An 18325-nucleotide genomic window follows, 5' to 3' on the forward strand; every position below is an offset into this window, starting at 1 on the left:
CCTGACGACCCGTCGGCTCGGGCGCCTCCTTTCTGTCGCCGCGCGCGAATTTCACGCCCCGTCATACGCGTTTTCACCGCAAAGGAACCTCGGACTGCCATGGATAAACGCTCTGGATTTCTTGCCCTCACCACCGCGGGCATAGTGCTGTGCACCGCTGGCCTCGCCCCCTCCGTCAGCCAGGCGGCCGGCGCCGCCCCCGTGCGCAGCGACGGGAAGGGCTCCTACGCCGAGGCGAACGGCCTGACGGCGGATGACATCAGGCTCATCAACGCACTGAACGAGAGGGCTCTGGACCTGGGCCGGCCGGACAAGACCCCGGGGGAGGGCCTGCCGAACGCCGCCGAGTCCCTCCTGCCCTCCGCCGGCGGCAGGGTGACTCCGCCCGCAGAGCCCCTGGACCGGATGCCCGACGCATACCGCGCCCACGGGGACAGGGCCACCACCGGCATCAGCAACTACATTCGCAAGTGGCAGCAGGTCTACAGCCACCGCAACGGGCAGGCGCGGCAGATGACCGAACGGCAGCGAGAACAGCTCTCCTACGGGTGCGTCGGCGTCACCTGGGTCAATTCAGGCCCCTATCCGACGAACAAACTGGCCTTCGCGTCCTTCGACGAGGACAAGTACAAGAACGCCATGGAGAACACCAGCCCCCGACCGGGCGAGACGCGGGCCGAGTTCGAGGGGCGCATCGCCAAGCAGAGCTTCGACGAGGCAAAGGGATTCAACCGCGCCCGTGATGTGGCAGCCGTCATGAACAAGGCCCTGGAAAACTCCCACGACGAGAATACCTACCTGACCAACCTCAAGGCGGAGCTCACAAGGAAGAACGACGCTCTCGCCGGCGCGGACAGCCGCTCCGACTTCTACGCGGCTCTGCGGAACACCCCGTCCTTCTGGGACAGCAGCGGGGGCGACCGCGACCCCTCCAAGATGAAGGCCGTCATCTACTCGAAGCACTTCTGGAGCGGGCAGGACCCCTGGAGCCACGCCGACAAGAGGAAGTACGGCGACCCCGACGCCTTCCGCCCCGAGCGGGCCACCGGCCTGGTCGACATGTCGAAGGACCGGAACACCTCACGCAGCCCCGCCAAGCCCGGCAAAAGCTACGTCAACTTCGACTACGGCTGGTTCGGGGACCAGAAGGAAACCAACCCTGACAACACCATATGGACCCACGCCAACCACTACCACTCGCCGGGAGGCGGCATGGGTCCCATGCAGGTCTACGAGAGCAAATTCCGCAGCTGGTCCGCCGGATACACCGACTTCGACCGCGGAACCTACGTCATCACCTTCATACCCAAGAGCTGGAACACCGCTCCGGCCAAGGTGAAGCAGGGCTGGCCGTAAGAACCTGCGGCCGGACCGGGCACTCCGGGCGCCGCCGGCCGGGGCCCGTCCGCCGCGGCAGGCCGCTGTGCGCACGACAGTCCCACACGGCACCGGTCCACGGGACCACCGCCCGCCGGCCGTGCGGCCCAGAGGCCTCCCCTGGGACCGCACGGCCGGCCGCCTGCGTCAGGACCCGGCGTTCGCACCGGCCCCCTGCGCCGCCCCGCCGCGGAACTTTCGTCCAAGACAAGCGCCCGCGACCCGGCGAACCTGGAGCCATGCCCAGAGACGACACCGGGGACGCACCCCAGCAGCGCCGCACCGCCCACCCCCGCTGGGAGGTCGCCCGCCTCCCGCACGGAACCTCCCTCGACGGCGTGCGGATGGCCGGGTACCGGGACCGCACCGGCGGCAGGCTGGACATGCGGGTACTGCCCCAACCCGTCGTGATCGTCGTCATCGGGCTGGGCACCGGCCCGATCACGGTGGAGAGCGCCTCCGGACACCGGTCACTGCCAGGCCTCGTCGCCTCCCTGTCACCACGTCCGGCCCGCATCCGCGCCGACGGCGTCGAATGCGTCGAGGTGGCGTTGCCACCGCCGGCCGCCTACGCCCTGCTGGGCGTCCCCCCACGCGAACTGGACGGCTCCATCACCGGGCTCGACGACCTGTGGGGGCGGCCCGCCCGGCTGCTGCGCGAGCAGTTGGCCGACACCGCCTCCTGGCAGGAACGCCTCGCGCTCACCGACGGATTCCTCAGACGGCGGGCCGCACAGGCCCCGCCCATGGCAGCCGAGGTCGCCGCCGCCTGGCACGCCATCGTCGCCGGCCGGGGCCGCGTACGCGTCGGCGACCTCGCCGCGTCCTGCGGATGGAGCCGCAAGCGGCTCTGGGCCAGGTTCAGCGCCCAGGTCGGCCTGACCCCCAAGCGCGCCGCCATGCTGGTCCGCTTCGACCACGCCGCCCGGGCTCTCCTCGCCAGCGAACGCGCCGACGACGTCGCCATGGCCTGCGGATACGCCGACCAGCCCCATCTCCACCGCGACATCCAGGCCCTCGTCGGCTGCACACCCCGTGCACTGGCCGGCCTGACCGCGTCCACCCAACCCTGACGGGCCCCTCCCCGGCCGTGCCGGTGATCGGCCGATCCGAACGAAGGAGACACACACCAGTGACGAACACCAAGGCCCGGGCAGCACAGACAGCGGCAGGACGGGAGCTCGTCGTCCGCCTCACGTTCGGGAGCATGGCCGCGCACACCCTGCGCGCGGCAGCCCGCCTGGAGGTCGCCCGATTCATCGGCGACCGGCCGGCTACGGCCGCCCAGGTGGCCGCCGCAGCCGGAACCGCGCACCAGCCCATGATCCGCCTGCTGCGCGCCCTGACCGCCCTCGGCCTCCTCACGGAGGACGCCCCCGACACGTTCTCGGTGACCCCGGCGGGCGCGCTCCTCGACCCCGCCCACCCCGACTCCCTCACGTCGTTCGTCCGCACCTTCACCGATCCGGCGATCGTGCGCGCCTGGGAGCACCTGGACCACAGCGTCCGTACGGGAGAAACCGCGTTCGACTCCGTCTTCGGCACCGACTTCTTCAGCCATCTCGCCCGACACCCCGAACTCTCCGCGGACTTCAACACGGCCATGAGCCAGGCCACCTCCGAGACCGCCGCCGTCCTGCCGAGAGCCTTCGACTTCAGCCGGTCCACCTCGGTCACGGACGTCGGCGGAGGCAACGGCACCCTCCTGGCCGCCGTCCTCGACGCGCACCCGCACCTCACCGGCGTGGTCTTCGACACGGCCGACGGACTCGCGGACGCGGCGGGGACACTGGCGCGGCACGGGCTGCGGGACCGCTGCTCCCTCACCGCCGGGGACTTCTTCCGATCGGTCCCGCACGGCTCGGACGTGTACCTCGTCAAGAGCATCCTGCACGACTGGACGGACGCCCAAGCGGTTGCGATCCTGCGCCACTGCCGCCGGGCACTGCCGTCCGGAGGCACCGTTCTGATCGTGGAGCCCGTACTGCCCGAGGCCGTCGGCACGCAGGACGAGGGCACCTACCTGAGCGACCTCAACATGATGGTGAACATCGGCGGCAGGGAGCGCACCCGCGCGGACTTCGAGGAGGTGTGCCGCCGGGCGGCCCTGCGCGTCACGTCGGTCACCGAGCTCGCCGGCGCCGCCCCGTACTCCCTGATCGAGGCCGTGGCCCACGGGGTTCCTGCCGGCGCCGAACCGCCGCGCTGAGACGGGGGACCCTCACTTCCAGTCGAGCGTGCGCCACGGGCTGGCCGGGTCCGCGGTCAGGACGCGGTGGGTCGCCAGGACCGTCTCGTACCACTCGCCGAACTCCTCCTCGTCGAAGTGGAGGCAGCGGCCCAGGACGTAGGCGGCCGAGAAGTCCTCCCACGAGCGGTAGTTGACCTGCACCAGGCGCCCGGCCCGGACCACGGCCGCCTCCGCCTCCTGCAGCGAGCACAGCCGGGCGGCGAGCCCCCAGCGGGCCATGCCCGAGGCCCGCCCGTAGTCCCAGGCCTCGACGCTCCGCACGAACCCCCCCTCGGGCAGCAGGCCGTCGGCCCGGAACCGCGCCTCGTAGCGGGCGATACGGCCGATCAGCCGCTTGAGACCGGCCACCTGCCCCTCCAGCTCCTCCGCGCTGACGGTGCTGCCCGGGGTGACGCCGTCCGCACTCAGGCGGGGCTCGGCGGCGCCCTCGGCCCGCCGGCGCACCACGTTCACCGCGGCCCGGCGCCAGTGGTCGATGTCGACGGGGCCCGCGAAGTCCAGGGCCATGGAACGGCGGAGTTGCAGGACGAACTCCCACGATCCGCTGACCATCCCGGCGCGCAGCAGCAGTTCCTGCGTCTCCTGCCACTCCGCACGGGTGGTGACGCCCCACCAGCGTTCCAGCATGCGCTTCTCGTCGCGGTAGCCGCAGCCGTGGTAGGCCATCGAATTCCAGTAGCGCCCGTTGCGCACGTTGATGTGCGCGCCGACCGCGAGGCCGAAGGCGACGGGACCGGTGCGGGGGCCGCCCACCTCCAGGGTGTGGACGACGTCCTGGGCCAGCCCCGGCCGTTCGACCGGGGCGGAGTGACGCTGCCACAGGGCGCGCCCCTGCGGCCCGGCCGGCAGGACGCCCTCGCAGGGGCTGCCGGGGTTGACGACGAGGTAGGGCGGGTCGTCCTGCTGCCACACTTCCGCGAACCAGCCCAGGTCGTAGCAGTTGTAGACCGGGTCGGCGACCGGCGGCGGCAGCATGCCGCCGGTGTAGACGGCCAGGCACATGCTCTGGGTCTGCGGGTTCCAGTACGGGTGGAAGCGGGTGCCGCCCGCGCTCGCGTCGACGTACGCCATCGACTGCATCATGTACAGGTCCGCGCGGGCGACGAGGTCGTAGTACGCGGGCCAGTCGCCGCGCGCCTTCGCCTCGTACAGCCCCCGCTCGACCGCGCTCGGTGCCTGCCATCCCTGCGCCGATGCCGCCGGATTGGGCAGGGCTCCTTCCTCGTGACCCGCTGCCAGACTCATGGGGAAAACCCTAAGGGCCGGCCCGCCACAGCCGGCACGCCGGCCCCGTCGGCGAGCGCGGGCCGCTACCCCCTCTGCCGGGCCTCGCGCGGGGAGCGGGCCGGGAGGGGTTCGCCGGGGTCGGCCGGGCGGCCCTCAGGCAGCCAGCCGAGCTCGCGGTCGATGCAGTGGCGGTCACGAGGTTCCCTCTCGGGCGGCGGCAGGCGCGTGGGGGCGGAGCCGGGCGCGGCGGTGGGTTCTTCGGCCGTCGGGAGCCCTTTCGGCAAGGCAGCGGGTACGCGGGACGGGGCAGCCGCCCCAGCCGTTGCCGGCTGGGGCGGCCCGGCGTCAGGCGGGACGGTTCACCTCGTGACCCGTGCGCTGCTCGAGCTCCCACAGCGTCCGGAACAGCCCGGGTTCGCGGGTGAGCTGTTCGTACGTACCCACCTGCACGAGGCGCCCCCGGTCGAGGACGACGATCCGGTCGGCGACGGCGACATTGGCCAGCCGGTGCGTGATCAGGAGGACGGCGCGGTCTTTGGCCAACTGCCGCAGGCCGGTGAAGACATGGTGCTCAGCGCGGGCGTCGAGGGCGGCCGTGGGCTCGTCCATCACGAGCAGGGCGGCCTGCCGGTGGAACGCCCGGGTCAGGACGACGCGCTGCCACTGCCCGCCGGACAGTTGGTGGCCGCCGAACCACTCGCTCGTCAGGAGGGTGTCGAGCCCGGACCGCAGCTCGGGCAGCATGCCCGCGGCCCCGGACGCCTCGCAGGCTGCCAGGAGGGCGCTGTCGCTGGTGTCGCCCTGCCCGAGGGTGATGTTGTCGCGGAGGGTGAGCGGCAGGTAGGTGAACCTCTGCGGGGCGAGCGCAACGTATCGCCACGCCTCCCACGGCTCCAGCCGCGCGGTGGTCGCATGGTCCCAGGCGACTTCCCCGGCGGTCGGCAGCAGCAGACCGCAGATCAACCGGGACAGCGTCGTCTTGCCCGACCCGTTCTCCCCGACCAGCGCCACGATCTCCCCGCGCCGCACCTGCACCGACACCCCGATGAGGCTGTCCTTCTCCGCGCCGTCGTACCGGTACGTCACTTCGCGGACCTCGAACCGCTCCGGCGCCGCCGGCAGCAGCTCCGCACCGCGCGAGGCCGCCATGGCCTGCCCGTGGGCGTTGTCGAGGAAGTTCTGCCAGTCCTGCACGTACCAGCCGGTCCGCACCAGCCGGGCCCCGCCGTTGATGATGCCCCGCACGGAGCTGGTCGCCGTCTGCAGGGCGAAGACCGCGCCGCCCCCCGCCGCCAGGTCCATCCGGCCGGAGACCAGGAGCCACAGCAGCGTCGCCCAGACCGCCGCCGACGCGACTCCGCCGGCCGCCGCCCCGACCAGGCCCATCCAGGCCCCGGTGCCCGCGGCCTTGCGCTCGGCGGCGTTGACCGACGCGGCGAGACGCCGGTAGCGGCCCAGGAGGAACGGGCCGGCCAGGCAGGCCCGCATCTCCTCGCTGGACTCCATGTAGGACATGTGCCACCGCAGCTTGTGCAGCATCCGCCGGCGCCCCGACGTCTCCAGCCCCGCCAGGTACACCACGCGCGCCGCCCGCACGTACGCGGCGGCCTGCGGTAGGCACGCCAGGAGCAGCAGGGGAAGGAGAAGGGGGTGGATCACGGCGAGGACGGCCGCTCCGGCGACGAGGGTCGCGGTGGCGGCCAGCACGTCCTGGGCCTCCTCCACGAGGTCGGGGGTGACCTGGGCGCCGCGGTCGGCGATGTCGTAGGAGTCGTTGTAGCCGGGCCTGTTGTTCGCCGCCGCCTCCGCGCCGAGCGCCGCCTCGACCATGCTCACCTCCGCAGCCCGGGCGAGCACGGGGCGGAGCCGGCCGGTCAGCCACGTCACAGTGATCCCCAGCAGGGCACGCAGACCGGCGGCCGCGGCGATGACGGCCAGCTGCGGAGCCGCCTCCCGCAGCCGCTCCGTGATGTCACCGGAGGCGATCAGAGCGGTGAGTGTCCCCGTGACGGCGAACAGGCCCAGGGCGGCCAGCACGCCGGAGCCGACCTGGCACGCCAGCAGGCCGGCCGTCGCGGTCCGGTCCACCTGCCAGGCCATGGCCAGCGACCGCCGCACCAACGAGGGCAGGCGCCGTGCCATCGTGGCGGTCGTCATCTGCTCGCCGGCCCGCAGCCGGGATTCGTCCCGGAACCGGAACTCCTCCTCCTGCGCGGAGCTCGTGTTCTCCGGGTGTGTTCCCTCGGTCTCGTCTGTACTCGCCTGTCCGGATGTGCTGTCCACGGTCAAGCTGTCCCCCTGCTCTCGTGGTCGGGGCCGGTTCGCGAGGCTCAACGAGCCAGCCGGAATATCGAACGTGTGTATTTCGGTCGGCCGTGAAACCCCGGGATGGCGCGGCCAGGGGAGCGTGAGGGATGCATCGACCCGCCTCCCGCAACGGGGCTGAGGGGGAGGGGGGGTGGCCGAAACGCCGACGGCGCCGCCACGGGTGCCGAGGCGGGCGCGTCGGCACCCGTGGCGACTCGGGCCCAGCTCGTGGCCCGCACCCGGGCAGTTGCTCATCCGGGCATCGTGACCCTGGCTCTGCGGCCCGCACACTCGTCGCCGCCGATCACGCTCGGTTACTATGCTCACTTCACGCCGGAAGCCGGCAGCAAGGGGCGCGCACCATCGACGGTCTGCGGGGGAGCGGGGATGACCGGCCCGTCGGCCGAGACTCCCCGGATTCTCCCCGGCGCCGCTGACCGGTGAGGCTGAAGAGATGGGTGGCCTGGGAAAGTGTTGGAAGAGGTCGTAGCGACCCGCTATGTCACGCCCCTGCGTGAGGGCGGATCGCTCCCGGGGATCGTCGAGGCCGACGATCTCGGCACGTACGTCATGAAGTTCACCGGGGCCGGCCAGGGGCGCAAGACGCTGGTCGCCGAGGTCGTCTGCGGGCGGCTGGCGCAGCGGCTCGGGCTGCGCGTGCCGCGGCTGGTGCAGATGCAGCTCGACCCCGTCATCGGGCTCGGCGAGCCCGACCAGGAGGTGCAGGAGCTGCTGAAGGCCAGCGGCGGACTGAACCTCGGGATGGACTACCTGCCCGGCTCGATCGGCTTCGACCCGCTCGCGTACCGGGTCGACCCCGTCGAGGCGGGGCGCGTCGTCTGGTTCGACGCCCTCGTCAACAACGTCGACCGGTCCTGGCGCAACCCCAACATGCTGGTGTGGCACGGCGACCTGTGGCTCATCGACCACGGCGCCACGATGATCTGGCACCACAACTGGCCGACCGCCGCCGCGGCCGCGGACAAGCCGTACAACGCCTCCGACCACGCGCTCGCCCCGGTGGGCCCGGACATCGCGGCGGCCGCCGCGGAACTCGCCCCGCTGGTCACCGAGGAGCTGCTGACCGAGGTCGCCGCGGACGTGCCCGACGAATGGCTCGTCGGCGAGCCGGGCTTCGACTCCGCCGGCGCCGTCCGGCGCGCCTACGTGGAGGCGCTGCTGCCGCGGGCGGCGGGCGTCCACGAGCGGATCTCGATGGTGCCCGAGGCGAAGGCGCCGCAGAAGCCGCCGGGCTGGCTGACGGACCACCTGCCGGAGTGGCCCCACAAGACCGGCGGGGCCGGGGGCCGGAGCGGCGGCCAGGGCGGCCCGGACGGGCGCAGCGGGCAGGACGGCAGCGAGCGGAAGAGCGGCGACGAGTGACCGGGCGGGACGTCTTCGAATACGCGCTGGTGCGCGTGGTGCCCCGGATGGAGCGCGGCGAGTGCTTCAACGCCGGGGTGATCGTCTACTGCAGGGCGCGCTCGTACGTCGCCGCCCGCACCCACCTCGACGAGGCCAAGCTCCTCGCCCTGGACCCCGGCGCCGACGTGACCGGCGTACGGGCGGCCCTGCGCGGCGTCGAGGGCGTGTGCAGCGGCGGCGAGCAGGCCGGCCAGGCCGCAGGCGACGACGCGGGGCGCCGCTTCCGCTGGCTGATCGCGCCGCGCAGCACGGTGGTGCAACCGGGGCCGGTGCACACGGGCCTGACGGCGGATCCGGAGGCCGAGGTGGAACGCCTGCTCGACCTGCTGGTGCGCTGATCCGGACGTTCGGGCGGGCCCCGGGCCCGGCGCCGTTGACACCGGGTGCCGGGGCTCCTAGCGTCTCCTCAGCTGAGGCTACTAAGCGGTTGCTCACCCACGGGCGGCCGCGCAGAGGATTCCAAGGGCGAGGAGATCCAGCATGTCCACCACCGAGCAGCGCGTAGCGATCGTGACCGGGGCGGCCCGGGGCATCGGCGCGGCCACCGCCGTGCGCCTGGCCGCCGAGGGCCGTGCGGTCGCCGTACTCGACCTCGACGAGGCCGCCTGCAAGGACGCCGTCGAGGCCGTCACCGCGGCCGGAGGCAAGGCCGTCGCCGTCGGCTGCGACGTCTCGGACGCCGCGCAGGTGGAGGCGGCCGTCGAGCGCGTCGCGAGCACGCTCGGGGCGCCGACCATCCTGGTCAACAACGCGGGCGTGCTGCGCGACAACCTGCTGTTCAAGATGAGCGAGGGCGACTGGGACACCGTCATGAACGTGCACCTGCGCGGTGCGTTCCTGATGTCGAGGGCCTGTCAGAAGCACATGGTCGACGCGCAGTTCGGCCGTATCGTCAACCTCTCCAGCAGCTCGGCGCTCGGCAACCGGGGCCAGGCCAACTACTCCGCCGCCAAGGCGGGCCTCCAGGGCCTGACCAAGACCCTCGCCATCGAGCTCGGCAAGTTCGGCATCACCGCGAACGCGGTCGCGCCCGGCTTCATCGCCACCGACATGACGGCCCAGACGGCCGCCCGCGTCGGCATGGGCTTCGAGGAGTTCCAGGCGACGGCCGCCACCCAGATCCCGGTCCAGCGCGTCGGGCGCCCGGAGGACGTCGCCCACGCGATCGCCTTCTTCACGGGGGACGCCGCGGGCTTCGTCTCCGGCCAGGTCCTGTACGTGGCCGGCGGCCCGCTCGGCTGACGGCGGCGTCGGGAGGCAGGCGGAGAGAGGCAGGGGAGAGGCGATGGCGTACGAGGGAACGGACAGCGGCAGGGTCGCGCTGATCACCGGCGCGAGCCGGGGCATCGGCCGCGGCATCGCCGAGGCGCTCGTGGCCCGGGGCGACCGGGTGTGCATCACGGGCCGCAACGAGGAGGCGCTGAAGGAGGCCGTCGAGGCGCTCGGGGCGGACCGGGTGATCGGTGTGGCCGGGAAGGCACACGACGAGGCCCACCAGGCCGTCGCGGTCGAGCGCACGATGGAGGCGTTCGGGCGTGTGGACTTCCTGATCAACAACGCGGGCACGAACCCCGTCTTCGGCCCGATCGCGGACCTCGACCTGGGGGTCGCGCGGAAGGTCTTCGAGACGAACGTCGTCTCGGCGCTCGGCTTCGCCCAGCGGACCTGGCACGCCTGGCAGAAGGAGCACGGCGGCGTGATCGTGAACATCGCCTCCATCGCCGGCGTCTCGGCCTCGCCCTTCATCGGGGCGTACGGCATGAGCAAGGCGGCCATGATCAACCTGACGCTCCAGCTCGCGCACGAGATGGCGCCGGGCGTCCGCGTCAACGCGATCGCCCCCGCCGTGGTCAAGACCAGGTTCGCGCAGGCGCTCTACGAGAACCGGGAGGCGGAGGCCGCGGCCGCCTACCCGCTGGGGCGGCTGGGCGTTCCGGCCGACATCGGCGGAGCTGCGGCTTTCCTCACGTCTGCGCAAGCGGAATGGATCACCGGTCAAACGCTGGTCGTCGACGGGGGAATGTTCCTCAATGCCGGAGTTCACTGACCGATAATCGGACGTATTTGCCTCCTGACGGGAGGCAAATACGTATCGAACAGGTGCTAAATCGGTCAAGCGGCGCACTAAACCTGCCCATTGGATTTGTGCCGCACTGCGGTAGGGTCTGCCGCACCCCTGGCTGATCGAGGAGCGTGCACGTGTTCAACCGGACCAGAAGCCTGCAGATCACTGCGGCCGTTGCGTCCATATCCCTGCTCGCCGGATGCGGTCTGCTTTCGGACGACAGCAAAGACGCCGAAAAGAAGATCACCGTCGGCACGACGAGCGCCCCCACCACCCTCGATCCCGCCGCGGCCTGGGACGGCTCCTGGGAGCTCTACCGCAACGTCTACCAGACCCTCCTGGCGTTCCCCACGGGCTCCGCCAAGCCCCAGCCCGACGCCGCGCAGAACTGCGAGTTCACCGACTCCGCGAACGAGTCCTACCGCTGCACCCTGCGCAAGGGGCTGAAGTTCTCCAACGGCGAGGCGCTCGACGCGAAGGCCGTCAAGCACTCCCTCGACCGGATCCGGACCATCGGCTCCAAGGTCGGCCCGAAGGACCTCTTCGGCAGCCTCGACCGGATCGAGACCCCAGACGCGCAGACGGTCGTCTTCCACCTGAAGACCCCGGACGCCACCTTCCCCTTCGTCCTCGGCTCGCCCGCCGCCTCGCTGGTCGCGCCCGGCGTGTACCCCGCCGACAAGGTCCGCGAGGACGGCAAGGTCACCGGCTCCGGCCCGTACGTCCTGGAGTCGTACAAGGAGGGCAGCGAGGCCGTCCTGACCGGGAACGCCACCTACAACGGCTTCGCGAACCGCCGCAACAACGGGGTCACCATCCGCTACTTCGCGGACGCCGGCCAGATGATCTCCGCCCTCAAGGCGAAGGAGATCGACGCCACGTACCGAGGCCTCTCCGCCGCCCAGGTCAGGGAGCTCCAGGACCCCGCGGCCCACGCCCAGGGAGTCCAGGTCGTCGAGAACGTCGGCTCCGAGATCCGGTACCTGGTCTTCAACCCCAAGGACGACCCCAACGTCGCCAAGCCGGCCGTCCGCCAGGCGATCGCCCAGGTCATCGACCGCGGCATGCTCGTCTCCAAGGTCTACCAGGGCACCGCCGAGCCGCTGTACTCGATGGTCCCCAAGGGCGTCGTGGGCCACAAGACGCCCTTCTACGACAAGTACGGCCAGGCCGACGTGGCCAAGGCCAAGAAGATCCTCAAGGACGCGGGCATCACCCAGCCTGTCGAGCTGACCTTCTGGTACACCACCGACCGCTACGGCGCATCCACCGCGGACGAGTTCACCGAGATCAAGCGCCAGCTCGACGAGAGCGGCCTGTTCAAGGTCACCCTGCGCGGCCAGCCCTGGAAGGCCTTCCAGGAGGGCTACAAGAGCGGCCAGTACCCCGTCTTCGGCCGAGGCTGGTTCCCCGACTTCCCGGACCCCGACAACTTCATCGCCCCGTTCGTCGGCAAGGAGAACGCGGTCGGCACCCCGTACGAGCCCGCGCAGATCCTGACCGACCTGCTCCCGAAGTCCCGCCGCGAGGGCGACCGCGCGGCCGGCATCCCGCAGTTCGAGCAGGCCCAGCAGATCTTCGCCGAGGACGTCCGCCTGCTGCCCCTGTGGCAGGGCAAGCTGTACGTGGCCGCACGCGAGGACATCGCGGGTGGCGAGCGCGCGCTCGACCCGCAGACCGTCTTCCAGATGTGGGAGCTGTACCGCAAGACCAGCTGGTGATCCGCCCCGCAGGGAGCGCCCGGGGCCCGCACCGGCCTCCGGGACCCCCTGCGGGTGAAGCACTGTCAGTGGCGGCCGGTAGGTTCGGGGACGTTGCACGCGTTGCGCGTACTTGTACTACCGGAGGTTGTCGCCGTGACCCAGATGCTGCCCGAGTCCTGGCTCCCCGTCCTCGGCGGGGAGCTGGACCAGCCCTACTTCAAGGAGCTCACCGAGTTCGTCGAGGAGGAGCGGGCGAACGGGCCGGTCTACCCGCCCCGCGAGCAGGTCTTCGCGGCACTGGAGGCCACTCCCTTCGAGAAGGTGAAGGTGCTGGTCCTGGGCCAGGACCCCTACCACGGCGCGGGCCAGGGGCACGGCCTGTGCTTCTCCGTCCTGCCCGGCGTGAAGACGCCGCCCTCCCTGCGCAACATCTACAAGGAGATGCAGGCGGAGCTCGACCTCCCCGTCCCGGACAACGGCTACCTGATGCCGTGGGCCGAGCAGGGCGTCCTCCTGCTGAACGCGGTGCTGACCGTCCGCGAGGGCGAGCCCAACTCGCACAAGGGCAAGGGCTGGGAGAAGTTCACCGACGCGGTGATCCGCGCCGTCGCCGACCGGCCCGACCCGGCCGTCTTCGTCCTGTGGGGCGCCTACGCCCAGAAGAAGCTCCCGCTGATCGACCTGGAGCGGCACGTCGTGGTCAAGGGCGCCCACCCGTCCCCGCTGTCCGCGAAGAAGTTCTTCGGCTCCCGCCCGTTCACCCAGATCAACGAGGCCGTCGCCGCGCAGGGCCATGAGCCGATCGACTGGCGGATCCCGAACCTCGGCTGACCCACCACCGCGCCTCGGCCCCCTGGCCGGTGCCTCCGGTTAGCGTCGGGACGGTCAGACCGGAGCCGGTCTGGCAGGGCGAGCAAGCCGGAGGCCGCGGTGACCGAGCAGCAGGAGGCGTCGGAGGACGCCGTCATGACCCGGATCGGCCAGGCGGTCATCCTGCTGCACGCCGGGGACCGCGAGGAGGCCCGCAACCGGCTCCGCGCCCTGTGGAGCGAGCTCGGCGAGGACGGCGACGGCCTGCACCGGTGCACGCTCGCCCACTACCTGGCCGACGCCCAGGACGACCCGGCCGACGAGCTGGCCTGGGACCTGCGGGCCCTGACCGCCGCCGACGCGCTGCGGGAGGGGCTTCGCCCCCGGCAGGAGGTTCCGCCGCCGGCCGTCCGCGTGTTCTACCCCTCGCTGCACCTGAGCCTGGCCGCCGACTACGCCAAACTCCAGCGCACCGCCGAGGCCCGGCTCCACCTGGAACGGGCCAGGGCCGCGGCCCGGGCGCTCCCCGACGACGGCTACGGGGTCGGCGTACGGGCCGCCATCCGCCGCCTGGAGCGGCGGCTGGCCGGGGAACCGGGGCAGGGGCCCCTGCCGTTCCCCGGCCAGCACCCCTGAACGGCCGCACGGGGCCCCAGACGGCCCGCCAGCGCCCGCATCGGGGCGCGCCCCGGCCGCCCCGCCGCCCGTCGGCGGGCGCCGTCAGCGGCTCTCAGCCGCCCTCGACGGCTCCGCAGATCCGCGCCTCCGGGCTGTCCGGCGACCACTTGCCGTGCCTGCGTCCGAACGCGCACACGTCCTCCGGGCGGACGGGCAGCTGCTCCACGACCTCGCGCGGCACCCGCGCCTCCGGCGCCGCGCGGTCGCGCGGCGCCTTCCCTCCCTGGTCGGGCCTGCCGGCCTTCCCGGGCGGCAGCGGCTCCGGGATGTCCGGGACGGGCGGCGCGGCCCTTCCGGGAGGCGCCCCCGCGGGGGCCGCGGCGGGCTCCGCCGCGGCCGCCACCGCGGGACCGGAGCCGGTGCCGGAGGCCGTCGGGTGCGCGGGCTGCCCCGGCACCGCCTTGAGGGCCTCCAGCGCGGGCGCCTGGACCTCCACGGGGCCCGACGGGCCGGTCGGCTCGTGCCGGGGCGGCGTGCCGGCCGTCCCCGGGGCGCCGGCGGGCTGCATCGGGGCGGGCGTCACGTTCATACAGCCGGACACGGCCGAGACGGCGCAGGCCACCGACAGCAGCAGTTTCGTCGTGGTTCGGGTTGGATGCACTCGCGCAACTCTGCTGTGCGAGGACCCCGTTGTGAAAACCGGGAGCCGGAAATGACCCCGCACGGGTGACGCACGTCAGCCGGACACCGCCAGTCGGACACCCGTTCCGCGACGCCGGACGTCAGTCGCCGGTGGCGCCGTCGAGCTGCTCCCGCAGCAGGTCCGCGTGCCCGTTGTGGCGCGCGTACTCCTCGATCATGTGCGTGTAGACCCAGCGCAGGCTGAACACCTCGCCCCGGTGGTGGCTGTCGGCCTTCGACACCAGGTCCAGGGCGCGGCCCGCCGCGGCCTTGCGGGCCTCCTCGACCTCCGTGCGCCACACCCGCTCCGCGTCCGCCCAGGTGTCCTCCGCCGTGAAGTGGAAGTCCCCGTCCCGGTCCTCGCGGGTGACGTAGAGGTCGGGCAGGTCCTCGCCGAGCATGATCTCCCGGAACCAGTACCGCTCCACCTCCGCCATGTGCCGCACCAGGCCCATCAGGGACAGCTCGGAGGGCGGGAGGGGCGCCCTGCGCAGGTCCTCCTCGGCGAGGCCCTCGCACTTCCAGGCCAGGGTGGCCCGGTGGTAGTCCAGCCAGCCCTCCAGCATCTCGCGTTCGCCGGCGCAGGTGGGGGGTTCGGTGCGGGAAGATCCCGGTGTCGTCGTCATGGCGGCCATCCTGGGCCAACGCGAGCCCCACCACCAGCGATTAAGCTGCGGGGATCGGACAGGGCACGACACGGAGGTGCACGGTGAAGGTCGGCGTCATCGGACTCGGCGACATCGCCCGCAAGGCGTACCTGCCCGTCCTCTCCGCCCGCCCCGGTCTGGAGCTGCACCTCCAGACCAGGACCCCCGCCACCCTGGAGCTCGTCGGCGACACACACCGGATCCCCGCCGCGCACCGCCACACCGGGCTCGACGGGCTGCTGGCCGAGGGCCTCGACGCGGCGTTCGTGCACGCCCCGACCTCCGCCCACCCCGAGATCGTCGCCCGGCTGCTGGAGGCCGGCGTCCCGACGTACGTGGACAAGCCGCTCGCCTACGAGCTGGCGGAGTCCCGCAGGCTGGTCGAGCTCGCCGAGGCGCGCGGCGTCGGCCTCGCCGTCGGCTTCAACCGCCGCCACGCCCCCGGCTACGTGCAGTGCGCCGACCATCCGCGCGAGCTGATCGTCATGCAGAAGAACAGGGTGGGGCTTCCCGAGGACCCGCGGACCCTCGTCCTCGACGACTTCATCCACGTCGTCGACACCCTGCGCTTCCTGGCGCCCGGCGAGACCGACCGCATCGACGTGCGCGCCCACGTGCGCGACGGGCTGGTCCACCACCTCGTCCTGCAGATGTCCGGCCCCGCCTTCACCGCCCTCGGCATCATGAACCGCCGCTCCGGATCGCCCGAGGAGGTCCTGGAGGTGTCAGGGCAGGACACCAAGCGGCAGGTCCTCAACCTCGCCGAGGTCATCGACCACCGCGGCCAGCCGACCGTGCGCCGCCGCGGGGACTGGGTGCCGGTCGCCCGCCAGCGCGGCATCGAGCAGGCCGTCGACGCCTTCCTCGAAGCCGTGGCCGCCGGGAAGGTGCTCAGCGCGCGGGATGCGCTGCTCACCCACGAGCTGTGCGAGCGGGTGGTGCGCTCGGCCCAGGAGCAGGCCTCCTGAGCCGCAGCGCCCGCACCCCGGCGCCCGCCACCCAGCCGGCCAGAAGCAGTACGGAGGCGGCCACGGCCCAGTCCCCGAAGCGGACGTAGGCCGTGGCGCCCCCGGCGAGGGGGACCTCGTACACCTCGGCAGTGCTCGCGGAGACCGGCAGCCGCGGGCCGACCGGCTCGCCCGACGGGCCGTGGACCGCGGTGATCCCGGTGAGCGTGGCGTGCACGACGGGGCGGCCGGTCTCCGCGGACCGCAGCGCGGCGAGCGAGGCGTGCTGCGCGGGCGCCCAGCTCTCCTGGAAGGTGGACGTGGCCGACTGGGCGACCAGCAGGCCGGCCCCCTCGCGCACCAGGTGCCGGCCCATGTCGGGGAACGCCGACTCGAAGCACACCAGCGGGCCGATGCGCACCCCCGACCCGCCCGGCAGCTCCATCACCACCGGGGCCGCTCCGCGCCGGCGGTCCTCGCCCGCAGCCCTGCCGACCGATGTCGCCCAGCCGAGCAGGGGCCGGGCCGGCACGTACTCCCCGAAGGGGACCAGGCGCATCTTGTCGTACCGGTCGCCGGTCGGGCCGTCCGGGCCGACGAGCACCGAACTCTTGAAGATGCCCTCCCCACCGCCCCCGCCGGGCGCAGCGGCCGTCCCGGCGCCCGCACCGGCCTCGGCGGGCCGCCGGGCGTCGACGTTCACCAGGACCGGCGCCCCCACCGCCGCGGACAGGGCGGCCAGCCGCCGGGCCAGGTCCGGGCGCGCCGACAGATCCGCCCCGACGCTGCTCTCCCCCCACACCACCAGGTCGAGCGGCCGCCCCGCCAGCGCCCGCGTCAGCCGCTCCCCGGCGGCGAAGCGCCGCTCGGCGCTGTCGGGCCCGTCGGCCACCAGACCCGGCTGGACCACGGCCACCCGCAGCCCGCCGGACACCTCCGGCCGCGGCGCCCACATCCACACCGCCCCCGTCAGCACCGCGCACCCCGCGAGCCCCGCCACGGCCGGCGCCCGCGCCGCCGGAACGGCGACCAGCAGCACCACCGCACAGTTCACCGCCACCACCAGCAGGCTCACCAGCCACACCCCGCCCACGGAGGCGAGCCGCAGCGCCGGGCCGACCTGCCACTGGCTCGCCCCCAGCAGCCCCCACGGCCCGCCCAGCCCCTGCCACGACCGGACCAGCTCCGACAGCAGCCAGCCCGCCGGGACGATGAACAGCGCGGCCGCCGCCCGGCCCGCCGCCGGCGCCCCGCCGAGCAGCGCCCGCACCAGCAGCGCCCATGGGATCCACAGCACGCCCAGCAGGGCCGCCACCGGCAGCAGGAACACGTGGAGACTCGGCAGCAGCCAGTGGTGCACGGCCAGGATGAAGCCCGCCCCGCCGAGCCAGCCCTCCAGCGCCGCGCGCCGCCCGGTCGGCGCCGAGCGCAGCAGCAGCATCCAGGGCACGAGCGCCGCGTACGCCCACCACCACAGCGCCGGCGCCGGGAACGCCAGGCACGGCAGCGCGCCCGCGGCGACGGCGGCGGCCGCACGGGCGAACCGGGTACGCCTCGGGATCATGACGCGCCTCCGCTTCCAGTGTGGGGCAGGGCCCGGCCGGCAGCCCCTCAGCGGGACAGCCGCCACTTCTCGTGCACGGCGACGCGCGTGATCCGCCAGCCGTCCCGGTCGGAGCGGGCCAGTGTGAAGGAATAGCGCCCGGCCGCCACGAAATTCGGCGCGGCACCGGCGACCGGAGGCCGCGCCGCCTCCAGCCGCATCGGGTTGACGAAGTCGGCCCCCACCTGCGCCCGCACCGCAGGCCAGCCCCTTCCGTCCCCCTCCAGCCGGACCAGCCGGTTGACGACGAGGTGCTGGCGCACCGGGAACCGCCGCAACGCCTCCGCGAGCCAGTCGGCCACCTCGCCGGCCGGACCCTCGATCCCGCCCGCCGAGGTGTAGTCGGCTCGCCCGCCGGGAGCGAACAGCGCCCGGTAGGCCTCCCAGTCGCCGTCGTCCACGGCCACCGCGTACCCCGTGACCACCTCGTCGATCGCCAGCCGGTCCATCACGGCGGCGAGATCCCCGCGCTGCGTCATCGGGTCAGTGTGGGGGCCCGGCGCCGCCCGGCCAAGAGGCGTGCGCGCACCGGGCCGGCACCGGCGCGGTCAGTGGCCGGAATGCGCCTCCGGCTGCCGGACCACCACCAGGAACGCGTCGCTGGCCAGGTCCATCACCACCTCCGCCGGCACGCCCTCCCGTATCCGCTGCGCGGCGTACTCCT

At 73.0% G+C, this 18325-nt stretch carries 17 protein-coding genes; 11 read left to right on the forward strand and 6 right to left on the reverse strand.

All coding sequences use genetic code 11. From position 1 onward, the window contains the following. Window positions 1–99: 99 nt before the first annotated feature. From ACZ462_RS27785 to ACZ462_RS27795, 3 genes are all read left to right on the forward strand, one after another. Entirely contained in the window at window positions 100–1356 is a 1257-nt protein-coding gene (locus tag ACZ462_RS27785; RefSeq protein ID WP_467805222.1) for a protein-glutamine gamma-glutamyltransferase, read from the forward strand. A 260-nt stretch (window positions 1357–1616) separates the two neighbouring features. Next, a complete protein-coding gene (locus ACZ462_RS27790) occupies window positions 1617–2450 on the forward strand; it encodes a helix-turn-helix transcriptional regulator (protein WP_467805224.1) in 834 nt (277 codons plus the stop codon). A 59-nt stretch (window positions 2451–2509) separates the two neighbouring features. Continuing rightward, window positions 2510–3586 (forward strand): methyltransferase, encoded by a 1077-nt coding sequence (locus ACZ462_RS27795; protein ID WP_467805225.1) that lies wholly within the window; start codon window positions 2510–2512, stop codon window positions 3584–3586. Window positions 3587–3598: 12 nt separating this feature from the next. Here ACZ462_RS27795 and ACZ462_RS27800 read toward each other — a convergent pair whose 3' ends face one another. Both ACZ462_RS27800 and ACZ462_RS27805 read right to left on the reverse strand, forming a co-directional pair. Beyond that, complete coding sequence (locus tag ACZ462_RS27800; protein ID WP_467805226.1) at window positions 3599–4873, reverse strand: DUF1266 domain-containing protein; 1275 nt, start codon at window positions 4871–4873, stop codon at window positions 3599–3601. A 327-nt stretch (window positions 4874–5200) separates the two neighbouring features. Continuing rightward, entirely contained in the window at window positions 5201–7030 is a 1830-nt protein-coding gene (locus ACZ462_RS27805) for an ATP-binding cassette domain-containing protein (protein ID WP_467805359.1), read from the reverse strand. Window positions 7031–7633: 603 nt separating this feature from the next. Between ACZ462_RS27805 and ACZ462_RS27810 the strand changes: the two genes are divergently transcribed. From ACZ462_RS27810 to ACZ462_RS27840, 7 genes are all read left to right on the forward strand, one after another. Continuing rightward, the gene (locus ACZ462_RS27810) at window positions 7634–8545 is read left to right on the forward strand and encodes a HipA family kinase (RefSeq protein ID WP_467805228.1); all 912 of its coding nucleotides are present in this window, start codon (window positions 7634–7636) and stop codon (window positions 8543–8545) included. Next, the gene (locus tag ACZ462_RS27815; RefSeq protein ID WP_467805229.1) at window positions 8542–8925 is read left to right on the forward strand and encodes a DUF3037 domain-containing protein; all 384 of its coding nucleotides are present in this window, start codon (window positions 8542–8544) and stop codon (window positions 8923–8925) included. The genes ACZ462_RS27810 and ACZ462_RS27815 overlap by 4 nt, the downstream gene beginning before the upstream one ends. Before the next feature lie 142 nt (window positions 8926–9067). Then, window positions 9068–9829: a 3-oxoacyl-ACP reductase FabG gene (gene fabG, locus ACZ462_RS27820; RefSeq protein WP_467805230.1), complete on the forward strand. Its 762-nt coding sequence runs from the start codon at window positions 9068–9070 to the stop codon at window positions 9827–9829. 43 nt (window positions 9830–9872) lie between these two features. Beyond that, a complete protein-coding gene (locus ACZ462_RS27825) occupies window positions 9873–10634 on the forward strand; it encodes an SDR family oxidoreductase (RefSeq protein ID WP_467805231.1) in 762 nt (253 codons plus the stop codon). Between the two features lie 152 nt (window positions 10635–10786). Next, window positions 10787–12373 (forward strand): ABC transporter substrate-binding protein, encoded by a 1587-nt coding sequence (locus tag ACZ462_RS27830; RefSeq protein WP_467805232.1) that lies wholly within the window; start codon window positions 10787–10789, stop codon window positions 12371–12373. A gap of 144 nt (window positions 12374–12517) precedes the next feature. Then, window positions 12518–13186, forward strand: coding sequence for a uracil-DNA glycosylase (locus ACZ462_RS27835; RefSeq protein WP_467805361.1), 669 nt, complete (start codon window positions 12518–12520; stop codon window positions 13184–13186). A gap of 99 nt (window positions 13187–13285) precedes the next feature. Then, the gene (locus ACZ462_RS27840) at window positions 13286–13801 is read left to right on the forward strand and encodes a hypothetical protein (RefSeq protein WP_467805233.1); all 516 of its coding nucleotides are present in this window, start codon (window positions 13286–13288) and stop codon (window positions 13799–13801) included. A gap of 94 nt (window positions 13802–13895) precedes the next feature. On the opposite strand, the gene ACZ462_RS27845 is transcribed toward ACZ462_RS27840, so the two are convergent. Together ACZ462_RS27845 and ACZ462_RS27850 are read right to left on the reverse strand one after the other, a co-directional pair. Continuing rightward, the gene (locus tag ACZ462_RS27845) at window positions 13896–14444 is read right to left on the reverse strand and encodes a hypothetical protein (protein WP_467805234.1); all 549 of its coding nucleotides are present in this window, start codon (window positions 14442–14444) and stop codon (window positions 13896–13898) included. A gap of 121 nt (window positions 14445–14565) precedes the next feature. After that, window positions 14566–15090: a DinB family protein gene (locus ACZ462_RS27850; RefSeq protein ID WP_467805236.1), complete on the reverse strand. Its 525-nt coding sequence runs from the start codon at window positions 15088–15090 to the stop codon at window positions 14566–14568. 83 nt (window positions 15091–15173) lie between these two features. On the opposite strand from ACZ462_RS27850, the gene ACZ462_RS27855 reads away from it, so the two are divergent. Next, on the forward strand, window positions 15174–16079 hold the full coding sequence (locus tag ACZ462_RS27855; protein ID WP_467805237.1) for a Gfo/Idh/MocA family protein: 906 nt from the start codon (window positions 15174–15176) through the stop codon (window positions 16077–16079). Here the strand turns inward: ACZ462_RS27855 and lnt are convergent. Together lnt and ACZ462_RS27865 are read right to left on the reverse strand one after the other, a co-directional pair. Continuing rightward, window positions 16024–17622, reverse strand: coding sequence for an apolipoprotein N-acyltransferase (lnt, locus tag ACZ462_RS27860; RefSeq protein ID WP_467805238.1), 1599 nt, complete (start codon window positions 17620–17622; stop codon window positions 16024–16026). The genes ACZ462_RS27855 and lnt overlap by 56 nt on opposite strands. A gap of 47 nt (window positions 17623–17669) precedes the next feature. Beyond that, the gene (locus ACZ462_RS27865; RefSeq protein ID WP_467805240.1) at window positions 17670–18140 is read right to left on the reverse strand and encodes a nuclear transport factor 2 family protein; all 471 of its coding nucleotides are present in this window, start codon (window positions 18138–18140) and stop codon (window positions 17670–17672) included. Window positions 18141–18325: the final 185 nt, after the last annotated feature.

This window comes from Streptomyces sp. NPDC031121 (genome assembly GCF_055570615.1).